Origin of the sequence: Streptomyces sp. NBC_01803 (assembly GCF_035917415.1) — a bacterium.
Lineage (GTDB): Bacteria > Actinomycetota > Actinomycetes > Streptomycetales > Streptomycetaceae > Streptomyces.
The window spans coordinates 2,573,466-2,590,776 of the sequence record NZ_CP109073.1; the positions used below are offsets into that span (position 1 = coordinate 2,573,466).

Sequence of the window (17,311 nt, forward strand, 5' to 3'; positions counted from 1 at the left end):
CATGGATCGGGAGGATTCATGCGCATTCGTACGGTTCTGGCCGCAGTCGGCCTGGCCACCGCGGGCCTGTTCGCCGGGGCTTCGGGCGCCAGCGCCTACGGCGTCCCGTCGGGTTTCGTGCACGGCGAGTACGCCGCGCACGGCAAGTACATCGAGATGGGCGAGGAGGAGCTGGAGATCGGAACGTACTCCGTGGAGGCCCTGATCCACGGCGAGATCGGCAAGCACCGCCGCTGACCGCGCCGCATCGGACACATCACCCCCACCGCCCGCTCCGCCCCCGGTGTTCAGCCAGGGGACGGGGCGGGCGGGCGGCGTTCGGGCGGCGTTCGGGCCTCGTTTCCCGGTGGAATGACGCCGCGGGTGCGCTTCCACGCTGACCCGCGTATCCACGCGGAGTTCTCCCGGGGCCGGCAGCAAGGACTGCGCCCTGGAGCATCTGACCTGAGGGGCCCGGCACAAGGACGTCTCCCTGGTCGGCACCGGGGACTTCACGCACCCGGCCTGGTTCGCCCACCTGACGGAGACTCTGTCCCGGCCGAGCCGGGGCTGTTCCGGCTGCGCGAGGAGCTGGACCGGGACATCGCGCGGCGGCTGCCCCCGAGTCTGGCGGCGGCTCCCGTGCGGTTCATGCTGTCGGTGGAGATCTCGACGATCTACAAGCGCGGGGACCGCACCCGCGAGGTGCATCACCTGGTCTCTATGCCCGACTTCGCGTCGGCGGCCGAGTGCAACCGCGGGCCGGCCAGGATCGGCGACATCGCCTCGGACGGGCGACCCACCATGGCGGTACCCGACGCCGGGCGCGGTGCCCGACGCCGGGCCGTGGCGGTGGAGGCGTGCCGTGGCGGTGGCCGGAGGTGTCCGAACGGGCAGGCGGTGCCCGTTCGGATCCGGGCCACGGGTCCGTCCTATCCCCTGGGGTACCGGTCCAGCCACACCCGCGCCGAATCGGCCGGGCCATGCAGGGCCGGCCCCTGGGTCATCTCCATCGCGAAGTCGTCGGCGAGCTCCAGGATCGTGGACCGGCCCTCCAGCTCCACCAGCCAGGCCGGTGGCAGGGCCGTCTCGCCGTGCAGGGCGCCCAGCAGATTGCCGCAGACCGAGCCGGTGGAGTCCGAGTCGCCGCCATGGTTGACCGCCAACAGCAGTCCGTGACGCAGGTCCTGGGCGACCAGCGCGCAATACACGCCGATGGCCAGCGCCTCTTCCGCCGTCCAGCCCTCCCCCAGCGCCTCGACCCGCTCGGGGGTCGGCATGCCCTGACGGACCATGCCCAGCGCCTTCTTCAACGCCTCGCTCGTCTCCTCGTGCCCCGGCCGGGTCGCGAGCTGGGCCAGCGCCTTCTGCACGGCCGCGTCCAGCCCGTCCCCGCGCACCAGGCCGTGCACGATCGCCGCGAACGCGCCCGCCGCCAGCACGCCGGTGGGATGGCCGTGGGTCTGCGCGGCGCACTCGACGCCGAGCTGGAACACCAACTGCGGCTCCCAGCCGACCAGCAGGCCGAACGGTGCCGAACGCATCACCGTGCCGCAGCCCTTGGAGTCCGGGTTCTTCGGCTTGTCCGCCGTCCCCATCGCCTCGTCGGCCAGGCCGCTCAAGCAGGCCCGCCCGGGCGCACGTTGGGAGTACAGCCACTCCTGCCTGGCCAACCAGCCGTCGCCCGACCGCCGTTCGTCCGGGCCCCACTCGCGCTGAGTGGTGTACCAGCGGCGGTAGGCGGCGTGCACGTCGGTGGGCGGGTGCCAGGCGCCGGTGTCGCGCCGGACGTGGGCGCGGATCAGGCCGTCGACGGTGAACAGCGTCATCTGCGTGTCGTCCGTGATGGCCCCGCGCCGGCCGTACGCGGGTACGTAGTCCGTGACGCCGTCGGGCCCGTGCTTCTCGCGGATCGCGCTCAGCGACTCGAACTCGACGCCCGCGCCGAGCGCGTCGCCGATCGCGCCGCCGAGCAGGCACCCGCGCACCCGGCTGCGGAAGTCCTGCTGCTCCGGGCGCCCCCACATGGCGCCGCCGACCGGTGTCGTCACGCCTCACCCCCGACGACCGGCAGCAGGCGCGGCAGATGACCGTCGGCGGCCAGGGCCCGTTCCACCCGCTCGGCCGGGACCTCGCCGTAGGTGGTGGTGCGCAGCCGCGACGGGCGACCCGCCGCCTCCGCGATGGCACGCAGGTCCGCGACCGAGCGGTAGGAGCCGTAGGTCGAGCCCGCCATCCGGGAGATGGTCTCCTCCATCAGCGTGCCGCCGAGGTCGTTGGCGCCGGAGCGCAGCATCTCGGCGGCGCCCTCGGTGCCGAGCTTGACCCAGCTGGTCTGGATGTTGGTGATGTGCGGGTGGAGCAGGAGCCGGGCCATGGCGGTGACCGCGCGGTTGTCGCGGGGGCTGGGGCCGGGGCGGGCGATGCCGGCCAGGTAGACCGGGGCGTTGGTATGGATGAACGGGAGCGTGACGAACTCGGTGAAGCCGGGAACGCCCTTCTCCTCGTTGGCTTGCTGGATGCGGGCGAGGGTGCGCAGGTGGCCGAGCCAGTGCCGGGGCTGGTCCACGTGCCCGTACATCATGGTGGAGGAGGAGCGCAGGCCGAGCTCGTGGGCGGTGGAGATGACCTCGATCCAGGTCTCGGTGGGCAGCTTGCCCTTGGTGAGAATCCAGCGCACCTCGTCGTCGAGGATCTCGGCGGCGGTGCCGGGGATGGTGTCGAGTCCGGCCTCCTTGGCGGCGATCAGCCAGTCACGGATCGACATGCCGGTGCGGGAGGCGCCGTTGACGACCTCCATCGGCGAGAAGGCGTGGACGTGCATGCCCGGGACACGCTCCTTCACCGCGCGGGCGATGTCGAAGTAGGCGCTGCCGGGCAGGTCGGGGTGGATGCCGCCCTGCATGCAGACCTCGACCGCGCCGACCTCCCATGCCTGCTCGGCGCGGTCGGCGACCTGGTCCAGGGAGAGGGTGTAGGCGTCGGCGTCGGTGCGGCGCTGGGCGAACGCGCAGAACCGGCAGCCGGTGTAACAGACGTTGGTGAAGTTGATGTTGCGGGTGACGATGTACGTCACCTCGTCCCCGACGGTGTCGCGGCGCAGATCGTCGGCGATGCGGGTGAGCGCGTCCAGGGCGGGGCCGTCTGCGTGCAGCAGGGCGAGGGCCTGGTCGTCGGTGAGCCTCACCGGGTCGTCGGCCGCGACGGCCAGGGCCGCGCGGACGTCGGTGTCGATCCGCTCCGCCAGCATGCCCGGCGCGGCCATCTCCTTGAGCTCGGCCCAGTCCCCGTAGACCTCGTCGAAGTCGTCCCGCCGGTCGGCGGTGCGGCCCTCGGTGTCGATGGAACGGTGCAGGTCCGTGCGCCCGGCGGCGGTCAGCGGCTCGTCCGGCTCCTGCCAGGGCAGGCCGCGCGGGATGGCGTCCTCGCGGGCGAGGCCGGTCTCCGGGTCGGCGAGGGCGGTCACGTGCGGCAGCAGCCGCGGGTCCAGCCAGGGCTCGCCGCGCTTGACGAACTCGGGGTAGATGGTGAGACGTTCGCGCAGCGTGAAACCGGCCGTGGCGGTGCGGGCGGCGAGGTCGTCGATGTGCGGCCAGGGGCGCTCGGGGTTGACGTGGTCCGGGGTCAGCGGGGAGACGCCGCCCCAGTCGTCGATGCCGGCCCGGATGAGCAGCGCGTACTCCTCGTCCACCAGGTTCGGCGGGGCCTGGACGCGGGCGGCCGGGCCCAGGAGCAGCCGGGTCACGGCGACGGTGGCGGCCAGCTCGGCCAGCTCGGCGTCGGGCATGGCGCGCATCGCCGTGTCGGGCTTGGCCCGGAAGTTCTGGATGATGACTTCCTGGATGCCCCGGTAGGCGCGGGCGACCTTGCGTATCGCGAACAACGACTCGGCGCGCTCGGTGAAATCCTCCCCGATGCCGATCAACACGCCCGTGGTGAACGGCACGTTGGACCGGCCGGCGTCTTCCAGCACCCGCAGCCGCACGGCCGGCTCCTTGTCCGGCGAGCCGAAGTGCGGCCCGTCCGGCTCGGACCACAGCCGGGTGGCGGTCGTCTCCAGCATCATGCCCATCGAGGGCGCGACGGGCTTGAGCCGCTGGAAGTCGGTCCACGACAGCACACCGGGGTTGAGGTGCGGCAGCAGGCCGGTCTCCTCCAGCACCCGCACGGCCATGGCCCGCACATAGGCGAGGGTGTCGTCGTACCCCTCGGCTTCCAGCCAGGCGCGGGCCTCCGGCCAACGGTCCTCGGGCTTGTCGCCGAGCGTGAACAGGGCTTCCTTGCAGCCCGTCTCCGCACCCCGGCGGGCGATGTCGAGGACCTCGTCCGGCGACAGGAACATGCCGTGCCCGGCCCGCCGCAGCTTGCCGGGCACGGTCACGAACGTGCAGTAGTGGCAGCGGTCCCGGCACAGGCGGGTCAGCGGGATGAACACCTTCTTGGAGTAAGTGATCACGCCGGGCCGCCCGGCGGCCTCCAGGCCGGCGTCCCTGACCCGGGCCGCCGCCGCGGCCAGCTCCTCCAGGTCGGGGCCCCGGGCCTGGAGCAGCACGGCCGTCTCGCCCACGTCGAGGGCCACCCCGTCGCGAGCCCGGCGCAGCGCGCGCCGCATCGAGTTCACCGTCGGTACCTGCGCGCTAGTTGTCATCCTCTGAGCATAAGAGCGAAAACAGGCGTCGGGCATGGCGCCTTTCGGACGGCCGCCGTACCCCCGCCGAGATGGGCGACGGCGGCGCGCGCCGCCGGCCTGGACTTCATCGTCACCACCGAGCACAACACCAGCTCGGCGCACGGCGCCTCGCAGGGCCTGCCGGACGACGACCTGCTGATCCTGTGCGGCGAGGAGGTCACCACCCGCAACGGACCACTACCTGGCGCTCGGCATCGACCCCGGCACATTCATCGACGGGCGCTACCGCGCGCGCGACGGCGCCTACGCCCGGTTCGCGCGCCGTATCCACCAGGCGGACGGCCTGGCCGCGCCCGCCTACGCGCACGCCACGTGCATCGGCTGCTCCTGGCGGTTCGGCTTCCACGAGGCCGACGCGGTCGAGCTGTGGAACGGGCCGTGGACCGCCGACGACGAGCTGACACTGGCCGGTTGGGAGACGCTGCTGCGGGAGAGCGACGAGTGGCTGCCCGCGATGGGCAACAGCGACGCGCACCGCGAGCCGCAGGTCGTCGGCCTGCCGCAGACCGTGGTGCTGGCCGAGGACCTGACCCGGCACGCCATCCTGGACGGCATCAGGGCCGGGCGCAGCTATCTCGCGGAATCCTCCGCCGTCCACCTCACGCTGACCGTGAGCGACGAACGCGGGCGCCACTCGGGCATCGGGGAGCGACTCGTCGCGCCCGCCGACACCCAGGTCACGGTGCGGGCCGAGGCGTCCGGCGTGCCGGCCGGCATCGTGCGGCTGATCACCGATCAGGGATTGATGTGTGGTCACACGCTTCCGTCGGGTGGCGACGGGGCAGTGACGTGGCAGACCACTGTCGCTAATGTCGGGCACCTGCGCGCGGAGATCCGGCGCGCACCGGCCGACGGCGGTGCTTCCGGAATTCCCGGACCGATGGCGGCGTTGACCAATCCGGTCTTTCTGCAGAGCGGCACATCCGGATAAAGTCTTAGGTTCGCCCCATAAGTTGAGAAGGTAAAGCAGAGGACGCCATGGTCAAGGCTGAGGGGACCACGGGGGGTCATACGGCTGCCTTGCACTTCGCTGTGCTGGGACCGGTCCACGCACGGCAGGGTGATCGGCCCCTGCCGTCCGGTTCACCTCAGCAACGGGCTTTGCTGGCCACGCTGTTGCTGCGGCGCGGCCGGACGGCCACCGCGCAGGAGCTGGTGAACGCCCTGTGGGGCGAGGAGCCGCCGCGCGAGGCCGTGGCCGCGCTGCGCACGTATGCCGCCCGGCTGCGCAAGTCGCTGGTGCCCCGCTCCGGGGTCCTGGTGACCGAGCTGGGCGGCTACGCCCTGCGGCTGGCCGAGGGGGACGAGCTGGACGTGGACACGGTCGGCAGGCTCACCTCGGCCGCCGAGAAGTGCGCGGCGGCCGGGGACCTGATCGGCGCGCACGAGCTGTACGGGCGGGCCCTGGCGCTGTGGGACGGCGAGGCGCTGGGCGGACTCCCCGGCCCCGAGGCGGAGATCCAGCGGGCGCGGCTGGAGGAGCAGCGGCTGTCGCTGATCGAGCAGCGGCTCGACGTCGGCCTCCAGGCCGGGCTGCACGCGGAGTCCGTCTCCGAGCTGACCGCGCTGACCACCACGTATCCCATGCGGGAGCGGCTGCGCGAGCTGTTGATGCTGGCGCTGTACCGCAGCGGCCGGCAGGCGGAGGCGCTGGCCGTGTACAACGACGCGCGCCGGCTGCTGATCGACGAGCTGGGCGTCGAACCCCGCGCCGAGCTCGCCGATTTGCAGCAGCGCATTCTCAACCGCGACGAGTCGCTGACCCTCGTCGCGGCGCCCTCGTCCGCCCCGGTGGCCACGGTCCGTCCCGCCCAGCTCCCGGCGGCCGTTCCGGACTTCACGGGACGAGCCGCGTTCGTCGACGAGCTGGGCGCCCAGCTGGCGACGGCCGGCGGACGGGTGATGGCCGTCTCGGCGGTGGCCGGGATCGGCGGCGTCGGCAAGACGACGCTGGCCGTGCAGGTCGCCCACGCCGCCCGCGACCACTTCCCCGACGGCCAGCTCTACGTCGACCTCCAGGGCGCGGGCGCGGGTCCGGCCGACCCGGAGGCGGTGCTCGGCGCGTTCCTGCGGGCCCTGGGCGCCCAGGACGCGGCCATTCCGGATGGCGTGGCCGAACGCGCCGCGCTCTACCGTTCACTTCTCGACGGCAAGCGGGTGCTGACGCTGCTGGACAACGCGCGCGACGCGGCCCAGGTGCGGCATCTGCTGCCGGGGACCCCGGGCTGCGCCACGCTGATCACCAGCCGGGTGCGGATGGTGGACCTGGCCGGGGCGCATCTGGTGGACCTGGACGTGATGAGCCCGGAGGAGGCGCTGACCCTCTTCACCCGGATCGTCGGCACCGAGCGCGTCACCACCGAGCGCAAGGCCGCCATGGACGTGGTCGCCGCCTGCGGCTTCCTGCCGCTGGCCATTCGCATCGCCGCCAGCCGCCTGGCCGCGCGCCGTACCTGGACGGTGTCCGTCCTGGCCCGCAAGCTGTCCGACGAGCGCCGCCGCCTGGACGAGCTCCAGGCCGGCGACCAGGCCGTGAAGGCCACCTTCGAGCTCGGCTACGGCCAGCTGGAGCGCGAGCAGGCCCGCGCCTTCCGCCTGCTGGGACTGGCCGACGGCCCCGACATCTCGCTGGCCGCCGCCGCGGCCGTCCTCGACCGCGACGAGGAGGCCGCCGAGGCCATCCTCGAAGGTCTGGTCGACACCTCGCTGCTGGAGTCGGCGGCGCCCGGCCGCTACCGCTTCCACGACCTGGTGCGCCTCTTCGCGCGGGCGTGCGCCGAGCGCGACGAGCAGCCCCCGGCCGAACGGGACGCCGCCCTCGCCCGGCTGCTCGACTTCTACCTCGCGACCACGGCCAGAGTCCGCGGTCTGGAGCGGCCCGGTGACCGGCTGGTCGCCCACCTCGCGCCCACCAAGTACCCCGGGCTCGCCTTCGGCAGCGAGGAGGACGGGCTGGAGTGGGTCTTCTCCGAGGGCGAATGCCTGCTGACCTGCGTCCGGCAGTCGGCCGCCGCCGGACCGGGCGCGCTGCGCCGGGCCGTCGACATCCTGCTCGCCACCCAGGACCTCGCCGAATCCGGCGCCTTCTCCCGGCAGTACAAGCGGGCCACCCAGGTGGTGCTGGACACGGCCGAGGCCACCGGCGCGACCCTGGTCGAGGGACGGGCCCGGATGCTGCTGTCGCACGTGCACAGCGTCGGCGGCCGGTTCGAGGAGTCGGACGCCGAGGCGGTCCGCGCGATCCTGCTGGCGCGGGCGGCGGAGGACCCCATGCCCTACGGGTACACGGTCAACGACCGGGGCATCCTCGCGCTCTACCAGGAGCGGTACGACGACGCCGAGGCGTACTTCACCCGGGCCCTCGAATCCTTCCGCGAGGACGGCAACCGCTCCTGCGAGGCCACCGCGCTGAGCAACATCTCCCGGGTCCACCTCGCCACCGGACGCATCGAGTCCGCCGTCTCGCTGGCCCAGCAGGCACCCCCCATCTTCGTGGAGCTCGGCGCCACCCTGCGCCTGGCCAACGCCAACTACGCGCTGGGCATGGCCCTCGCCCAGGCCGGCCAGGCCGACGACGCGCTCGCCCGCCTCCGCCAGGCGCTCACCACCTTCCGCGACAAGCGGCAGCGCCTGTGGGAGGGCATGACGCTCTTCCGGCTCGCCGAGGCCCACCTCGCCCTCGCCGACCCGGCACAGGCGGCGCCCTTCGCCGAGCAGGCCCTCGCGACGCTCCGCGACATCGGCGGCGGCTGGCGGCGCGCCCAGGTGCTCACCGTGCTGGGCCGCGCGCTCAGTGGCATCGGCCAGGCCGGACGGGCCCGCGCCTGCTGGGAACAGGCACTCGCGGTCTTCGAGAAGCTCGGCAGCAAGGATTCCGTGGAAGTCCGCAACCTTCTGGCGTCCCTCACCGTCTGATCATCTGACACGCCGCTCGCGAGCATTCATTGAATGTTTATCGCGCACTGACACGCTCATGTCCACAACCGCCGATGGGGGGTGGCGGTTGCCAGGGCAGGGTCGTCCGCGCACCACGGGGGAGTTCCGCGGGCGGCCCTGCACATCGAGTCCACGATCACCGGGGAGTAGACCGTGACCGACATCACGACCAAGCCGGACTTGGCCGAGATCCAGATAGTCGACCACCACCCGACCAGCGAGCCCGCGACGGGCCTCACCAGCCCGCCCGTGCGGCCGGAGGACCGCGTCACCGAGGCGCCGGAGACCGAGGTCGAGACCGAGCCGGAAGGCGCGGAGGTGGCCGAGGGGGACACCGCCGAGGTGGACACCGCCAAGGGCGGCAAGGCCGCGGCCAAGCCCGTACCGATCACCAGGCCCAAGCCGGGGCGCCGGAACGTCGTCACGACGGACCATCACCCGACCGGGGCACCGGCGGCGGGGGCCGCGGTGCCCGTCAGGCCGACCGACACCGACGGCCCGACCGGCGGCGATGCCGCCTGACCGGCACTCACCCGCCGTGCACATGACCGGCCGCTCAGCACTCGGTTGCGGAGCGGCCGGTTCTTCTGTGCGGGCTCGGAGCATGCTTCAGAGGACGGCTCCATCCGCACGTGCCCCGCTCCGCGCCCGTTCCCTCTTCCGTCGCCCACCTGCCGTCTCCCGTCTCCCGTCTCCCGTCTCCCGTCAAGGAGTTCGCATGACCCGCAAGCAGCGAATCATGTCCGTGTGCGCCACCGCCGCGGCGCTGGCCGCCGCCCTCGCCGGTCCGGCGCTCGTCGCACAGCCGGCGGGCACCGCGACCCTCGCGGACCACCACCCGCTCAGAGCCGACACCGTCGCCGGGACCGCGGCGGACACGAGCGTCGAGGAACAGTAGCGACGTCCGGTCGGCGGCGGTGGGCGGGCCCGGAAGGCCCGCCCTCCGGCGTTTATCGCACGTTTATTGCCCCCTGCCATTCTCTTAGCAACCGACCGCACGGGGTGCGCGGTTGGGGGGCTCCCCGGACCTGTTCGGCGGTAACGGGGGAGCCGCCGAACAGGTCCGGTGCTGGAGAGCCGGTTCGGACGGCGCGGAGGGGGCGTCGTCCGGGCCGCGACCGGCCCGGACCGATTCGGCCGGTCGCCGGTGGGGGCCGGCGGCCGGAACCATCACGGCGACCCGCCCCGTTCCCGCGATCCGCGGGCACCCGGGGCGGGTTTCTGTCACGCCTCGTCGCGCGACCCATGCGGATCTCATCCCTCGCCATGATCTTTCTCGTTCTCCGGTCCGATCCCGAGTGGTCGCCGTCCCGTTAGCGTCGTGGCATGAAGATCGGATTTCTCGGCACCGGCAATGTCGCCCGTGCCCTCGCCACCGGCTGGGCCGCCGCCGGACATGACGTGGTCCTCGGCTCGCGCAAGCCCGAGGACAGGGAGGGCAGGCCCGACGGCGGCCATACCGTCACCGGCCTGGCCGAGGCGGCGGCCCACGCCGACGTGCTGGTCAACGCCACTCCCGGCACGGCGTCCCTGGACGTCCTGGAGGTGATCGGCGCCCCGGCCTTGGCCGGCAAGGTGCTGATCGACGTGGCGGTCGGCCTGACCCAGGACATGCGGCTCTCACATCCGGGCGTCTCGCTCGGCGAGGAGATCCAGGCCGCCTACCCCGAGCTGCGCGTGGTGAAGTCGCTGTGCACCATCACCGCCGCCGTGATGGTCGCCCCCGGGCTGCTGGACGGGCCGAGCACCGTATTCCTCTCCGGCGACGACGAGGCGGCCAAGCGCACGGCCGGCGGCCTGCTCACCGATCTCGGCTGGCCCGAGACGTCCCTGCTCGACCTGGGCGACATCGCGACCGCCCGGGGCCAGGAACACTTCGCGCTGCTGTTCCTCGGCGTGGCCGGGGCCCTGGGCACGCACCGGTTCAACGTCCGGGTCGTCCCGGTCTCCCGGGCGGCGGCGAGCTAGCGCCGACGACGGCCTCAGGCCGCGGCGGCCTCAGGCGGCGGTCGAGGATGTGTCGTGGAACGAACGGCCGCCGCCGCGTACCTTCTCCAGGACCTCCTGCCCCCTGCGGTCCACCTGATGGGTGACGGCCTCCTGCGCCGCGCCGAAGATGGCCGCCCAGGCCAGGATCTGGCCCGGGGTGTCGAGGTCGGACAGCCCCGGCACCACGCTGCCGCGCACCAGGAGCAGGCCGATGACGGACGCCACCGCGCCGGCCGGCAGCTTCAGCATCATCAGGGACATCGGGACCATGTAGGGGGTCGTCGTCCCCTGGATCTTCCGCAGCGAGGCGGCCCCGGCCAGCGCCGCCGTCGCGAGACCGACGGCCTCCACCGTGAGCACGTCCCAGCTCGACAGCCTGCCGCCGGTGGGACAGGCGGGCTCGTTCTGCCGGGCGTCGTGGAAGCACAGATCGAAGACGTTCGGCTGCGCCGCTCCCCAGATGGCGAAGGCGACCGCGATGCACGTCATCATCATCGTGGCGCCGAACAGGCAGTTCCGGAACGACCGCACCCGCGCCCGCTCGGACTCCTCCGCGCCGTTCGCCGCCTTCAGCGCCCTGACCGCCAGCTCGCGGAACTCGGGCAGCAGCTTCTGGCCGGCCGACATCAGCCGCTCCTCCAGCGCCCGGCGGCGCGGGTCCTGCGCCCCCAGATGCTGCCGGACCCGGGCGAGCACGTCGGCCGACCACCACATGAGCTCGGCGGCGGGGGCGACCTGGAGCAGCTCGACCTCGACCTGGTGGATGTTGGCCCAGGTGGCGTCGACGTCGGAGCCGTACCAGGCCGCCTTCCACGTGCTCCGGTCGGCGGCGGCCTCCTTGGCCCGCGCGAGCTGCCGTTCCACGCCGTCCAGCTTGATCCGCTTGGCGGACGCGACGAATCTGCGGTTCCTGATGCGTTCCAGCGCGTATTCGAGGCTGGCGACCTCGGCGAGCGCCCGTTCGCGCCACGACGCCCGGTCGCGGCGCTCCCGGCGCTCCCGGCGCCGGGACCTGCCTCTGACCGCGCCCTTGTCCATACGGCCATGGAACGGGAAAGGGCGGTGTCCTGCCCCATGGATTCAGTCGTCTGGGGGAACGGCCGCGACACCTCTCCGGCGTGCCGGGGGCCCGGACTAGGGTGAGGCGCATGGGAGTACTGGACGGTAAGGCGGCGGTTGTGACCGGGGGTTCACGCGGCATCGGGCGCGGGATCGTGGAGCGGCTGGCGCGCGACGGCGCGCACGTGGTGTTCAGTTACGCGGCGCGCGCGGAGCGGGCCGCGGACGTGGAGCGCGCGGTCGCGCGCGCCGGCGGCCGGGCGCACGCGGTAGCGGCCGACTTCACCGATCCCGCCGCCGCCGACTGGCTGATGGAGCGCGCGGAGGAGCTGCTCGGCGGCCTGGACGTGCTGGTCAACAACGCGGCCCTGACGTTCACCCCGACGAGACTCGCCGACACGGACGAGAAGCAGTACGACGAGGTGATGGGGGCCAACGCCAAGGCGGCCTTCCTGACCCTGCGGTACGCGGCCCGCCACATGCGCGACGGCGGACGGATCATCGGGATCTCCTCGCTCAACACCACCCGCCCGGCGCCCGGCGTCGGCACGTATGCGGCGAGCAAGGGCGCGCTCGAACAGCTCTGCGCGGTGGCCGCGTTGGAGCTGGCCGGACGCGGCATCACGGTGAACGTGGTCTCCCCCGGTGCCACCGACACCGACCTGCTGCGCAGCGCGAACACACCCGAGGCCCTGGCCCGGGTCCCCGCCCTCACCCCTCTCGGCCGCCTGGGCGAGCCCGCCGATGTGGCGGACGTGGTGGCCTTCCTGGCCGGCCCCGACGCCCGCTGGCTGACTGGCCAGAACCTCCACGCGACGGGCGGCCTCGCCTGAGCCCCGCCCGGACAGACCGGGAGCCCCGGGCCCACGCCCCGCACCGAACCCGGCGGCCGGCCTCACAACCCGCCGGGCAACGCCGGCGCGCCCACCACCACGCGCAGCGCCATCACGCGCCGCGCCACCAGGCGAGCGGCCCGGCCGAAGCGGCGGCGCACAGCGCCAGGACGGCCGCCGCCACCGTTCCCGTGGTGCCCGAGAGCCGCAGCGATGCGAGTGTGATCAGGGTGGTCACGGCGGTGAGCGGGGGAGCGTCGGCGCGGCAGAGGTCATGGCCGGTGAGGGTGAGCGCCGCAAGCGGGCCGCCGCCGTTCGAGCCGCCGCCCTTCGGGGTGCGGGCTCGGCGGCGGGCGCGTAGCGTCGAAATACGAGCCATCAGGTGACTCCACAACCGAGGGAGGCTCGTCATGTGGCGCAACACGCTCAGCTTCGTGCTCGCCGCCATCGCCGCCGCGGCCGCGCTGGTCAGCGTTTTCTTCGACTGGTACGGCGCACGCGACGGCCGGCACTTCAAGTGGACCGAGCTGTTCACGGCGGACGGCGTCTCGGCCGAGAACGCCAGCCTGTTCGAGGGATTGTTCCTGCCCATGCTGATCGCCGCCGCGCTCGCGGTGGCCGGAATCCTGCTCCGATCGCGGCTGCTGATGCTGCTCGGAGGGATCACCGCGCTGGGCATCACGATCCTGTGGATGGTGCGGCAGTACCAGGTGACCGACAGCCTCACCATCGGCGCCAACGGGCTGAAGTGGCCCGTCGCCGCCGCGCTGGGCTCGGGTCTGCTGATGCTGTTCGGCGCCGCCGGCATGGCGGGACGGCACGTGCGCGAGCACCGCGTACCCGCCGCCGAACCGCAGCCGCGTGCGTATCAGCGTTACGGCCGTGGCCCGGAGGCCGCCCAGCCGTACCCGGACGAGACCGGCCGGGTCCACCAGGGCCCGTGGCCGCGTGACACGGAGGCACCCGAGCCGCAGCCGGGCGAGCCGGAACACGAGACCGGCAGGCGAGGCCGCCGCCGCCACGCGGCCTGAGCGACCGGCCGCCCCGGCCCTTCCTGGGACCGGGGCGCCCGCGACCGTCCCGGCCGGACCGGTCCGGGACAGGACAGGACAGGACAGGACGGACCGCGACCGTCCCGGCCGGACCGGGACAGGACGGGACGGGACGGGACGGGACAGGAAATCCCGGCGCGGGGGCCGTACGCGGCCGGGCACCCGGCGACGCGGGGACATCGGCCCGGCAGCACGACGCAACCGGGCGGTCCGCCCAGCCGAACTGGTAGACCGGTAGCCCGGTAGACCGAAAGCGGGAACCCCGGACTCCGGGACACCGACGCCCGGCGCGTCGCGCCGAACCCCGCCCGGGGCTCCGCCCCGCCCACCCGGGCAGCGCTACCTGTCAGGGCTGGTCAGGGCTACGTGGACTGGCGTGTGCCACGTGCCGCGTCCAGGGCGTAGACGCAGTGGTCCTTGCTGCACGCGAAGATCATGCCGTCGGCGGCGGCCGGGGTGCCGGTGATGGCGCCGCCGGTTTCGAGCTTCCAGCTCAGCCGCCCGCTCACCGCGTCCAGCGTGTACAGGCAGTGGTCCTCCGAGCCGAAGTGCAGCCTGCCGTCACTGACGACCGGCGAGCCGACGATCGAGTCGCCCGCCGCGAACCGCCAGCGCGGGGTGCCACTGACCGCGTCCAGCGTGTACATCGCCGTGCCGCTGCCCAGGTGCACCAGCCCGTCCGCGACCACCACCGGCTCCAGGGACTGCCTGGCCTCGGTCGCGATCCGCCAGCGGTCGTCCCCGGTGGCCGGATCCAGCGCGTAGACCATGCCGAGGTAGTCCGTGAAATACACCCCGGCGGAGCGGGAGGACGGGGACTGGTACGCCGCCGGGCACAGGATCGGGGCCGGGGCGTCGAACCGCCAGCGCTCCGCGCCGGTCGCGGCGTCCAGCGCCAGCACCCGGGAGCCGGCGCACACGAACACCACACCGTCGTCCGTGGGCGTGACCCGGACCGGCACTCCCCCGGTCACCGAGGTGTCCCCGACCGGGTACCGCCACATCTCCGAGCCGGTGCGCGCCTCCAGCACGTACAACTGGCCCTCGCCCCAGGCGTAGACCACCCCGTCGCGCATCACGGGCGCGGTGTCGTGCGTCTCGAAGTCGGACTGCGCGCCGGACAGCTCCCACAGCTGCTCGCCGGTCCCCGGCTCCCACGCCTGAACGCCGCCGCCCCGGGTGGCGGTGACGACCGTGCCGCGCTCGGCGCGCAGGGCGTAGATCCAGGTGTCGGTCTGGATCCGCCAGCGGTCGGAGCCGTCCGTGGCGTCCAGCGCGTACAGACTCGGGCCGTCGGAGGCGAGCACCCGGCCACCGGTGACCGCCATCGACCAGGCGACCTCCCGCGTCTTGAACTGCCGCCGCCCGCTGGCCACGTCGAGCGCGTGCACCTCGAAGGAGGTGACGTACAGCAGGCCGTCGCGGACGACGGGCGAGCCCCACAGGTCGTTGTTCATCCGGAAGCGCCAGGGCCGCCAGCGCGCCGGAGCGGCGGCCTCGGTGGTGGCGCCCGTGGCATGCACCTGGCCGGGGTGGGCCGTGGACGGGCTGGGCATGGAGGCGGCCGGGGCGCCGGTGGGCGGGCGGGCCCAGTCCGGGGAGTGCGGCACGAGATGGGCGCCGGGCGCGGCGGGCTCGCCGCGCTGCGGCCCCGGGCCGATCGGCATCCGCGAGCCCGCCAGCCGCACGGGCTCCTCACCCGACGGCGCCGACGATGGCGGACCGGACGGCACTCCCGACGGCGACGGGGGCACGGCCGGGAGCGGCGGAACGGGCGAGGGCGGGCCCGTCGGCATCGGCGGCCGGGCGGGCGGCGCGGAGGAAGGCGCGGAGGAAGGCGCGGACGGCGGCGCGGACGGCGGCGCCGACACCGACCCGGCGGGCTGGGCCTCGCGGGAAGGCACCGGCACCTGCGTGGTGCGCCCGCGGCGCCGCTCGATCAGCGCGACCGCGCCGGGCTGCAGCCAGGCCGAGGCGCTGCCGGTGTCGTCGCTGGCGGCGAACAGGTGGGGGGCGAGCTGCGCCTGCAACTCGGCCGGGCTGGGGCGCTCCTCGGCCTTGTGGACCATGAGCGACTCGATCAGCGGGCGCAGCTCGTCCGGCAGCCCGGACAGGTCGGGCCGCTCGCGCAGCAGCATGAAGACGGTCTCCACCGGGTTCGCCCCGTGGTAGGGCGGGTGGCCGGTGGCGGCGAAGACGAGGGTGGAGGCGAGCGAGAAGATGTCGCTGGAGCCGCTGACGCTGCGCGAGTCCCTGGCCTGCTCGGGCGACATGTACGCCGGGGTGCCGACGGCCACGTTCGTCATGGTGAGGCGGGTGTTGGACACCCCGGAGGCGATGCCGAAGTCGATGACGCGCGGCCCGTCCTCGACGACCAGCACGTTCGACGGCTTCATGTCCCGGTGCACGAGGCCCGCGCCGTGGATGGACTGGAGCGCCTCGGCGATGCCGGCGGCCAGCCAGCGCACGGCGGCGGGCGGCAGCGGGCCGCACTCGGTGACGATCTCCTCCAGGGAGGGCGCGGGCACATAGGCGGTGGCCAGCCAGGGGACGGCGGCGCGCGGATCGGCGTCCACGACGGCCGCCGTGTAGAAGCCGCTGACGGCGCGGGCGGCCTCGACCTCGCGCGTGAAACGCACCCGGAAGAGATGATCCTCGGCGAGCTCGCTGCGCACCGTCTTGATCGCGACGCGGCGCCCGGAGGCCGAACGGGCCAGGTACACGAGTCCCATGCCCCCGGCGCCGAGTCGGCCGAGCACCTCGAACGGCCCGATCCGCCTCGGATCGTGCTGGGTTAGTTGCTCCACCATGTGCTGACACCTCCCCGTACGGGCGCTGCTTCTCCGCCCCCGAGCAGCATCTCATCACCAGACGGCGCGGCGGACCTTCAGGACGATTCTTCCCCCCGCGACCGACAGTGGCGAACCCGGGTCTGGATTGAGCGAGATGTGCGGTATGCCCCGAGGCGCCTATCACAAGTCCATCCATTTGGATGCGATCAAATCGCGCCTTGATCACCCGTCGATAAGCTGACTGGCATGACAGGACAGGTAACGACCGTCGACGGCCGCGTCGCCGGGCGGCGCGGGCAGGCCACGCGGCAGAAGCTGCTCGACTGCCTCGGAAAGATGCTGGGCACCTCGCCGTACCGCGACGTGAGAGTCATCGACGTGGCCCGTAAAGCAGGCACCTCACCTGCGACGTTTTATCAATACTTCCCGGATGTGGAAGCCGCCGTCCTGGAGATCGCCGAGGGGACCGTCCGGGAGAGCGCCGAGCTCTCCGCGCTGGTCGCCGGGCGCTCCTGGGCGGGGAAGGCGGGGCGGCAGACCGCCGAGGAGCTGGTCGACGGCTTCCTCGCGTTCTGGCGGAAACACGACGCCATCCTGCGCGTGATCGACCTCGGCGCGGCCGAGGGCGACCGGCGGTTCGTGCGGATGCGGACGCGCGTGCAGGGCGCGGTGGTGAAGCCGCTGGCCGAGGCCATCGAGAGCCTCCGGAGCAAGGGCCGGGCGGCCAACGAGGAGGTCACCCCGGCCGCGCTGGCGGGCTCCCTGGTCACCATGCTGGCGGCGGTCTCGGCGCAGCCGAAGAGCCTGCAGGCGCTGGGCGCCAAGCAGGCCGAGCTGAAGCCGACGCTGGCGCTGCTGGTGCATCTGGGCGTCACCGGCCGCAAGCCCGCGAAGTAACAGGACGGGCGCCGCCGCCCGGTTCCTGTCCCTGGCACGGCGCGCGCTCCGTCGCGTTCACGACCCGCCACCCTCTGTGAGGGA

The 17,311-nt window shown here is 73.3% G+C and carries 13 protein-coding genes and 1 pseudogene; 9 read left to right on the forward strand and 5 right to left on the reverse strand.

The window, feature by feature from the left end:
• Positions 1–18 precede the first annotated feature (18 nt).
• Complete coding sequence (locus OIE51_RS11190; protein WP_326597375.1) at positions 19–237, forward strand: hypothetical protein; 219 nt, start codon at positions 19–21, stop codon at positions 235–237.
• Between the two features lie 674 nt (positions 238–911).
• On the opposite strand, the gene OIE51_RS11195 is transcribed toward OIE51_RS11190, so the two are convergent.
• Both OIE51_RS11195 and OIE51_RS11200 read right to left on the reverse strand, forming a co-directional pair.
• Positions 912–2,006 carry an ADP-ribosylglycohydrolase family protein gene (locus tag OIE51_RS11195; RefSeq protein ID WP_326600597.1) on the reverse strand — a complete coding sequence of 365 codons (1,095 nt, stop codon included), beginning with the start codon at positions 2,004–2,006 and terminating at the stop codon, positions 912–914.
• A gap of 20 nt (positions 2,007–2,026) precedes the next feature.
• The gene (locus OIE51_RS11200) at positions 2,027–4,627 is read right to left on the reverse strand and encodes a bifunctional FO biosynthesis protein CofGH (RefSeq protein ID WP_326597376.1); all 2,601 of its coding nucleotides are present in this window, start codon (positions 4,625–4,627) and stop codon (positions 2,027–2,029) included.
• An 11-nt stretch (positions 4,628–4,638) separates the two neighbouring features.
• On the opposite strand from OIE51_RS11200, the pseudogene OIE51_RS11205 reads away from it, so the two are divergent.
• The 5 genes and pseudogenes from OIE51_RS11205 to OIE51_RS11225 form a co-directional block, all read left to right on the forward strand.
• Positions 4,639–5,600, forward strand: a pseudogene (locus OIE51_RS11205) (CehA/McbA family metallohydrolase); the annotation flags it as partial.
• A gap of 47 nt (positions 5,601–5,647) precedes the next feature.
• Positions 5,648–8,584: an AfsR/SARP family transcriptional regulator gene (locus tag OIE51_RS11210; RefSeq protein ID WP_326597378.1), complete on the forward strand. Its 2,937-nt coding sequence runs from the start codon at positions 5,648–5,650 to the stop codon at positions 8,582–8,584.
• A 174-nt stretch (positions 8,585–8,758) separates the two neighbouring features.
• Positions 8,759–9,127: a hypothetical protein gene (locus OIE51_RS11215; protein WP_326597380.1), complete on the forward strand. Its 369-nt coding sequence runs from the start codon at positions 8,759–8,761 to the stop codon at positions 9,125–9,127.
• Positions 9,128–9,323: 196 nt separating this feature from the next.
• Complete coding sequence (locus OIE51_RS11220) at positions 9,324–9,503, forward strand: hypothetical protein (protein WP_326597381.1); 180 nt, start codon at positions 9,324–9,326, stop codon at positions 9,501–9,503.
• A gap of 428 nt (positions 9,504–9,931) precedes the next feature.
• Positions 9,932–10,573: an NADPH-dependent F420 reductase gene (locus OIE51_RS11225; RefSeq protein WP_326597382.1), complete on the forward strand. Its 642-nt coding sequence runs from the start codon at positions 9,932–9,934 to the stop codon at positions 10,571–10,573.
• A gap of 30 nt (positions 10,574–10,603) precedes the next feature.
• Here OIE51_RS11225 and OIE51_RS11230 read toward each other — a convergent pair whose 3' ends face one another.
• Positions 10,604–11,632 carry a hypothetical protein gene (locus tag OIE51_RS11230; protein ID WP_326597383.1) on the reverse strand — a complete coding sequence of 343 codons (1,029 nt, stop codon included), beginning with the start codon at positions 11,630–11,632 and terminating at the stop codon, positions 10,604–10,606.
• 110 nt (positions 11,633–11,742) lie between these two features.
• Here OIE51_RS11230 and OIE51_RS11235 point away from each other — a divergent pair, with 110 nt between their 5' ends.
• Positions 11,743–12,486, forward strand: coding sequence for a glucose 1-dehydrogenase (locus OIE51_RS11235; protein ID WP_326597384.1), 744 nt, complete (start codon positions 11,743–11,745; stop codon positions 12,484–12,486).
• Positions 12,487–12,598: 112 nt separating this feature from the next.
• On the opposite strand, the gene OIE51_RS11240 is transcribed toward OIE51_RS11235, so the two are convergent.
• Positions 12,599–12,865, reverse strand: a complete 267-nt coding sequence (locus OIE51_RS11240) for a hypothetical protein (protein ID WP_326597386.1) — start codon at positions 12,863–12,865, stop codon at positions 12,599–12,601.
• A gap of 31 nt (positions 12,866–12,896) precedes the next feature.
• Here OIE51_RS11240 and OIE51_RS11245 point away from each other — a divergent pair, with 31 nt between their 5' ends.
• On the forward strand, positions 12,897–13,517 hold the full coding sequence (locus OIE51_RS11245) for a hypothetical protein (protein ID WP_326597387.1): 621 nt from the start codon (positions 12,897–12,899) through the stop codon (positions 13,515–13,517).
• A gap of 383 nt (positions 13,518–13,900) precedes the next feature.
• Here the strand turns inward: OIE51_RS11245 and OIE51_RS11250 are convergent, their stop codons facing one another.
• Positions 13,901–16,348 (reverse strand): serine/threonine-protein kinase, encoded by a 2,448-nt coding sequence (locus OIE51_RS11250; protein WP_326597389.1) that lies wholly within the window; start codon positions 16,346–16,348, stop codon positions 13,901–13,903.
• A 228-nt stretch (positions 16,349–16,576) separates the two neighbouring features.
• On the opposite strand from OIE51_RS11250, the gene OIE51_RS11255 reads away from it, so the two are divergent.
• Positions 16,577–17,227 carry a TetR/AcrR family transcriptional regulator gene (locus tag OIE51_RS11255; protein ID WP_326597390.1) on the forward strand — a complete coding sequence of 217 codons (651 nt, stop codon included), beginning with the start codon at positions 16,577–16,579 and terminating at the stop codon, positions 17,225–17,227.
• Positions 17,228–17,311 lie beyond the last annotated feature (84 nt).

Coding starts and splice junctions, on each gene's coding strand:
- OIE51_RS11190 (WP_326597375.1), top strand. CDS start 19: ATGCGCATTCGTACGGTTCTGGCCGCAGTCGGCCTGGCCACCGCGGGC.
- OIE51_RS11195 (WP_326600597.1), bottom strand. CDS start 2,006: ATGTGGGGGCGCCCGGAGCAGCAGGACTTCCGCAGCCGGGTGCGCGGG.
- OIE51_RS11200 (WP_326597376.1), bottom strand. CDS start 4,627: ATGACAACTAGCGCGCAGGTACCGACGGTGAACTCGATGCGGCGCGCG.
- OIE51_RS11210 (WP_326597378.1), top strand. CDS start 5,648: ATGGTCAAGGCTGAGGGGACCACGGGGGGTCATACGGCTGCCTTGCAC.
- OIE51_RS11220 (WP_326597381.1), top strand. CDS start 9,324: ATGACCCGCAAGCAGCGAATCATGTCCGTGTGCGCCACCGCCGCGGCG.
- OIE51_RS11225 (WP_326597382.1), top strand. CDS start 9,932: ATGAAGATCGGATTTCTCGGCACCGGCAATGTCGCCCGTGCCCTCGCC.
- OIE51_RS11230 (WP_326597383.1), bottom strand. CDS start 11,632: ATGGACAAGGGCGCGGTCAGAGGCAGGTCCCGGCGCCGGGAGCGCCGG.
- OIE51_RS11235 (WP_326597384.1), top strand. CDS start 11,743: ATGGGAGTACTGGACGGTAAGGCGGCGGTTGTGACCGGGGGTTCACGC.
- OIE51_RS11240 (WP_326597386.1), bottom strand. CDS start 12,865: ATGGCTCGTATTTCGACGCTACGCGCCCGCCGCCGAGCCCGCACCCCG.
- OIE51_RS11245 (WP_326597387.1), top strand. CDS start 12,897: ATGTGGCGCAACACGCTCAGCTTCGTGCTCGCCGCCATCGCCGCCGCG.
- OIE51_RS11250 (WP_326597389.1), bottom strand. CDS start 16,348: ATGGTGGAGCAACTAACCCAGCACGATCCGAGGCGGATCGGGCCGTTC.
- OIE51_RS11255 (WP_326597390.1), top strand. CDS start 16,577: ATGACAGGACAGGTAACGACCGTCGACGGCCGCGTCGCCGGGCGGCGC.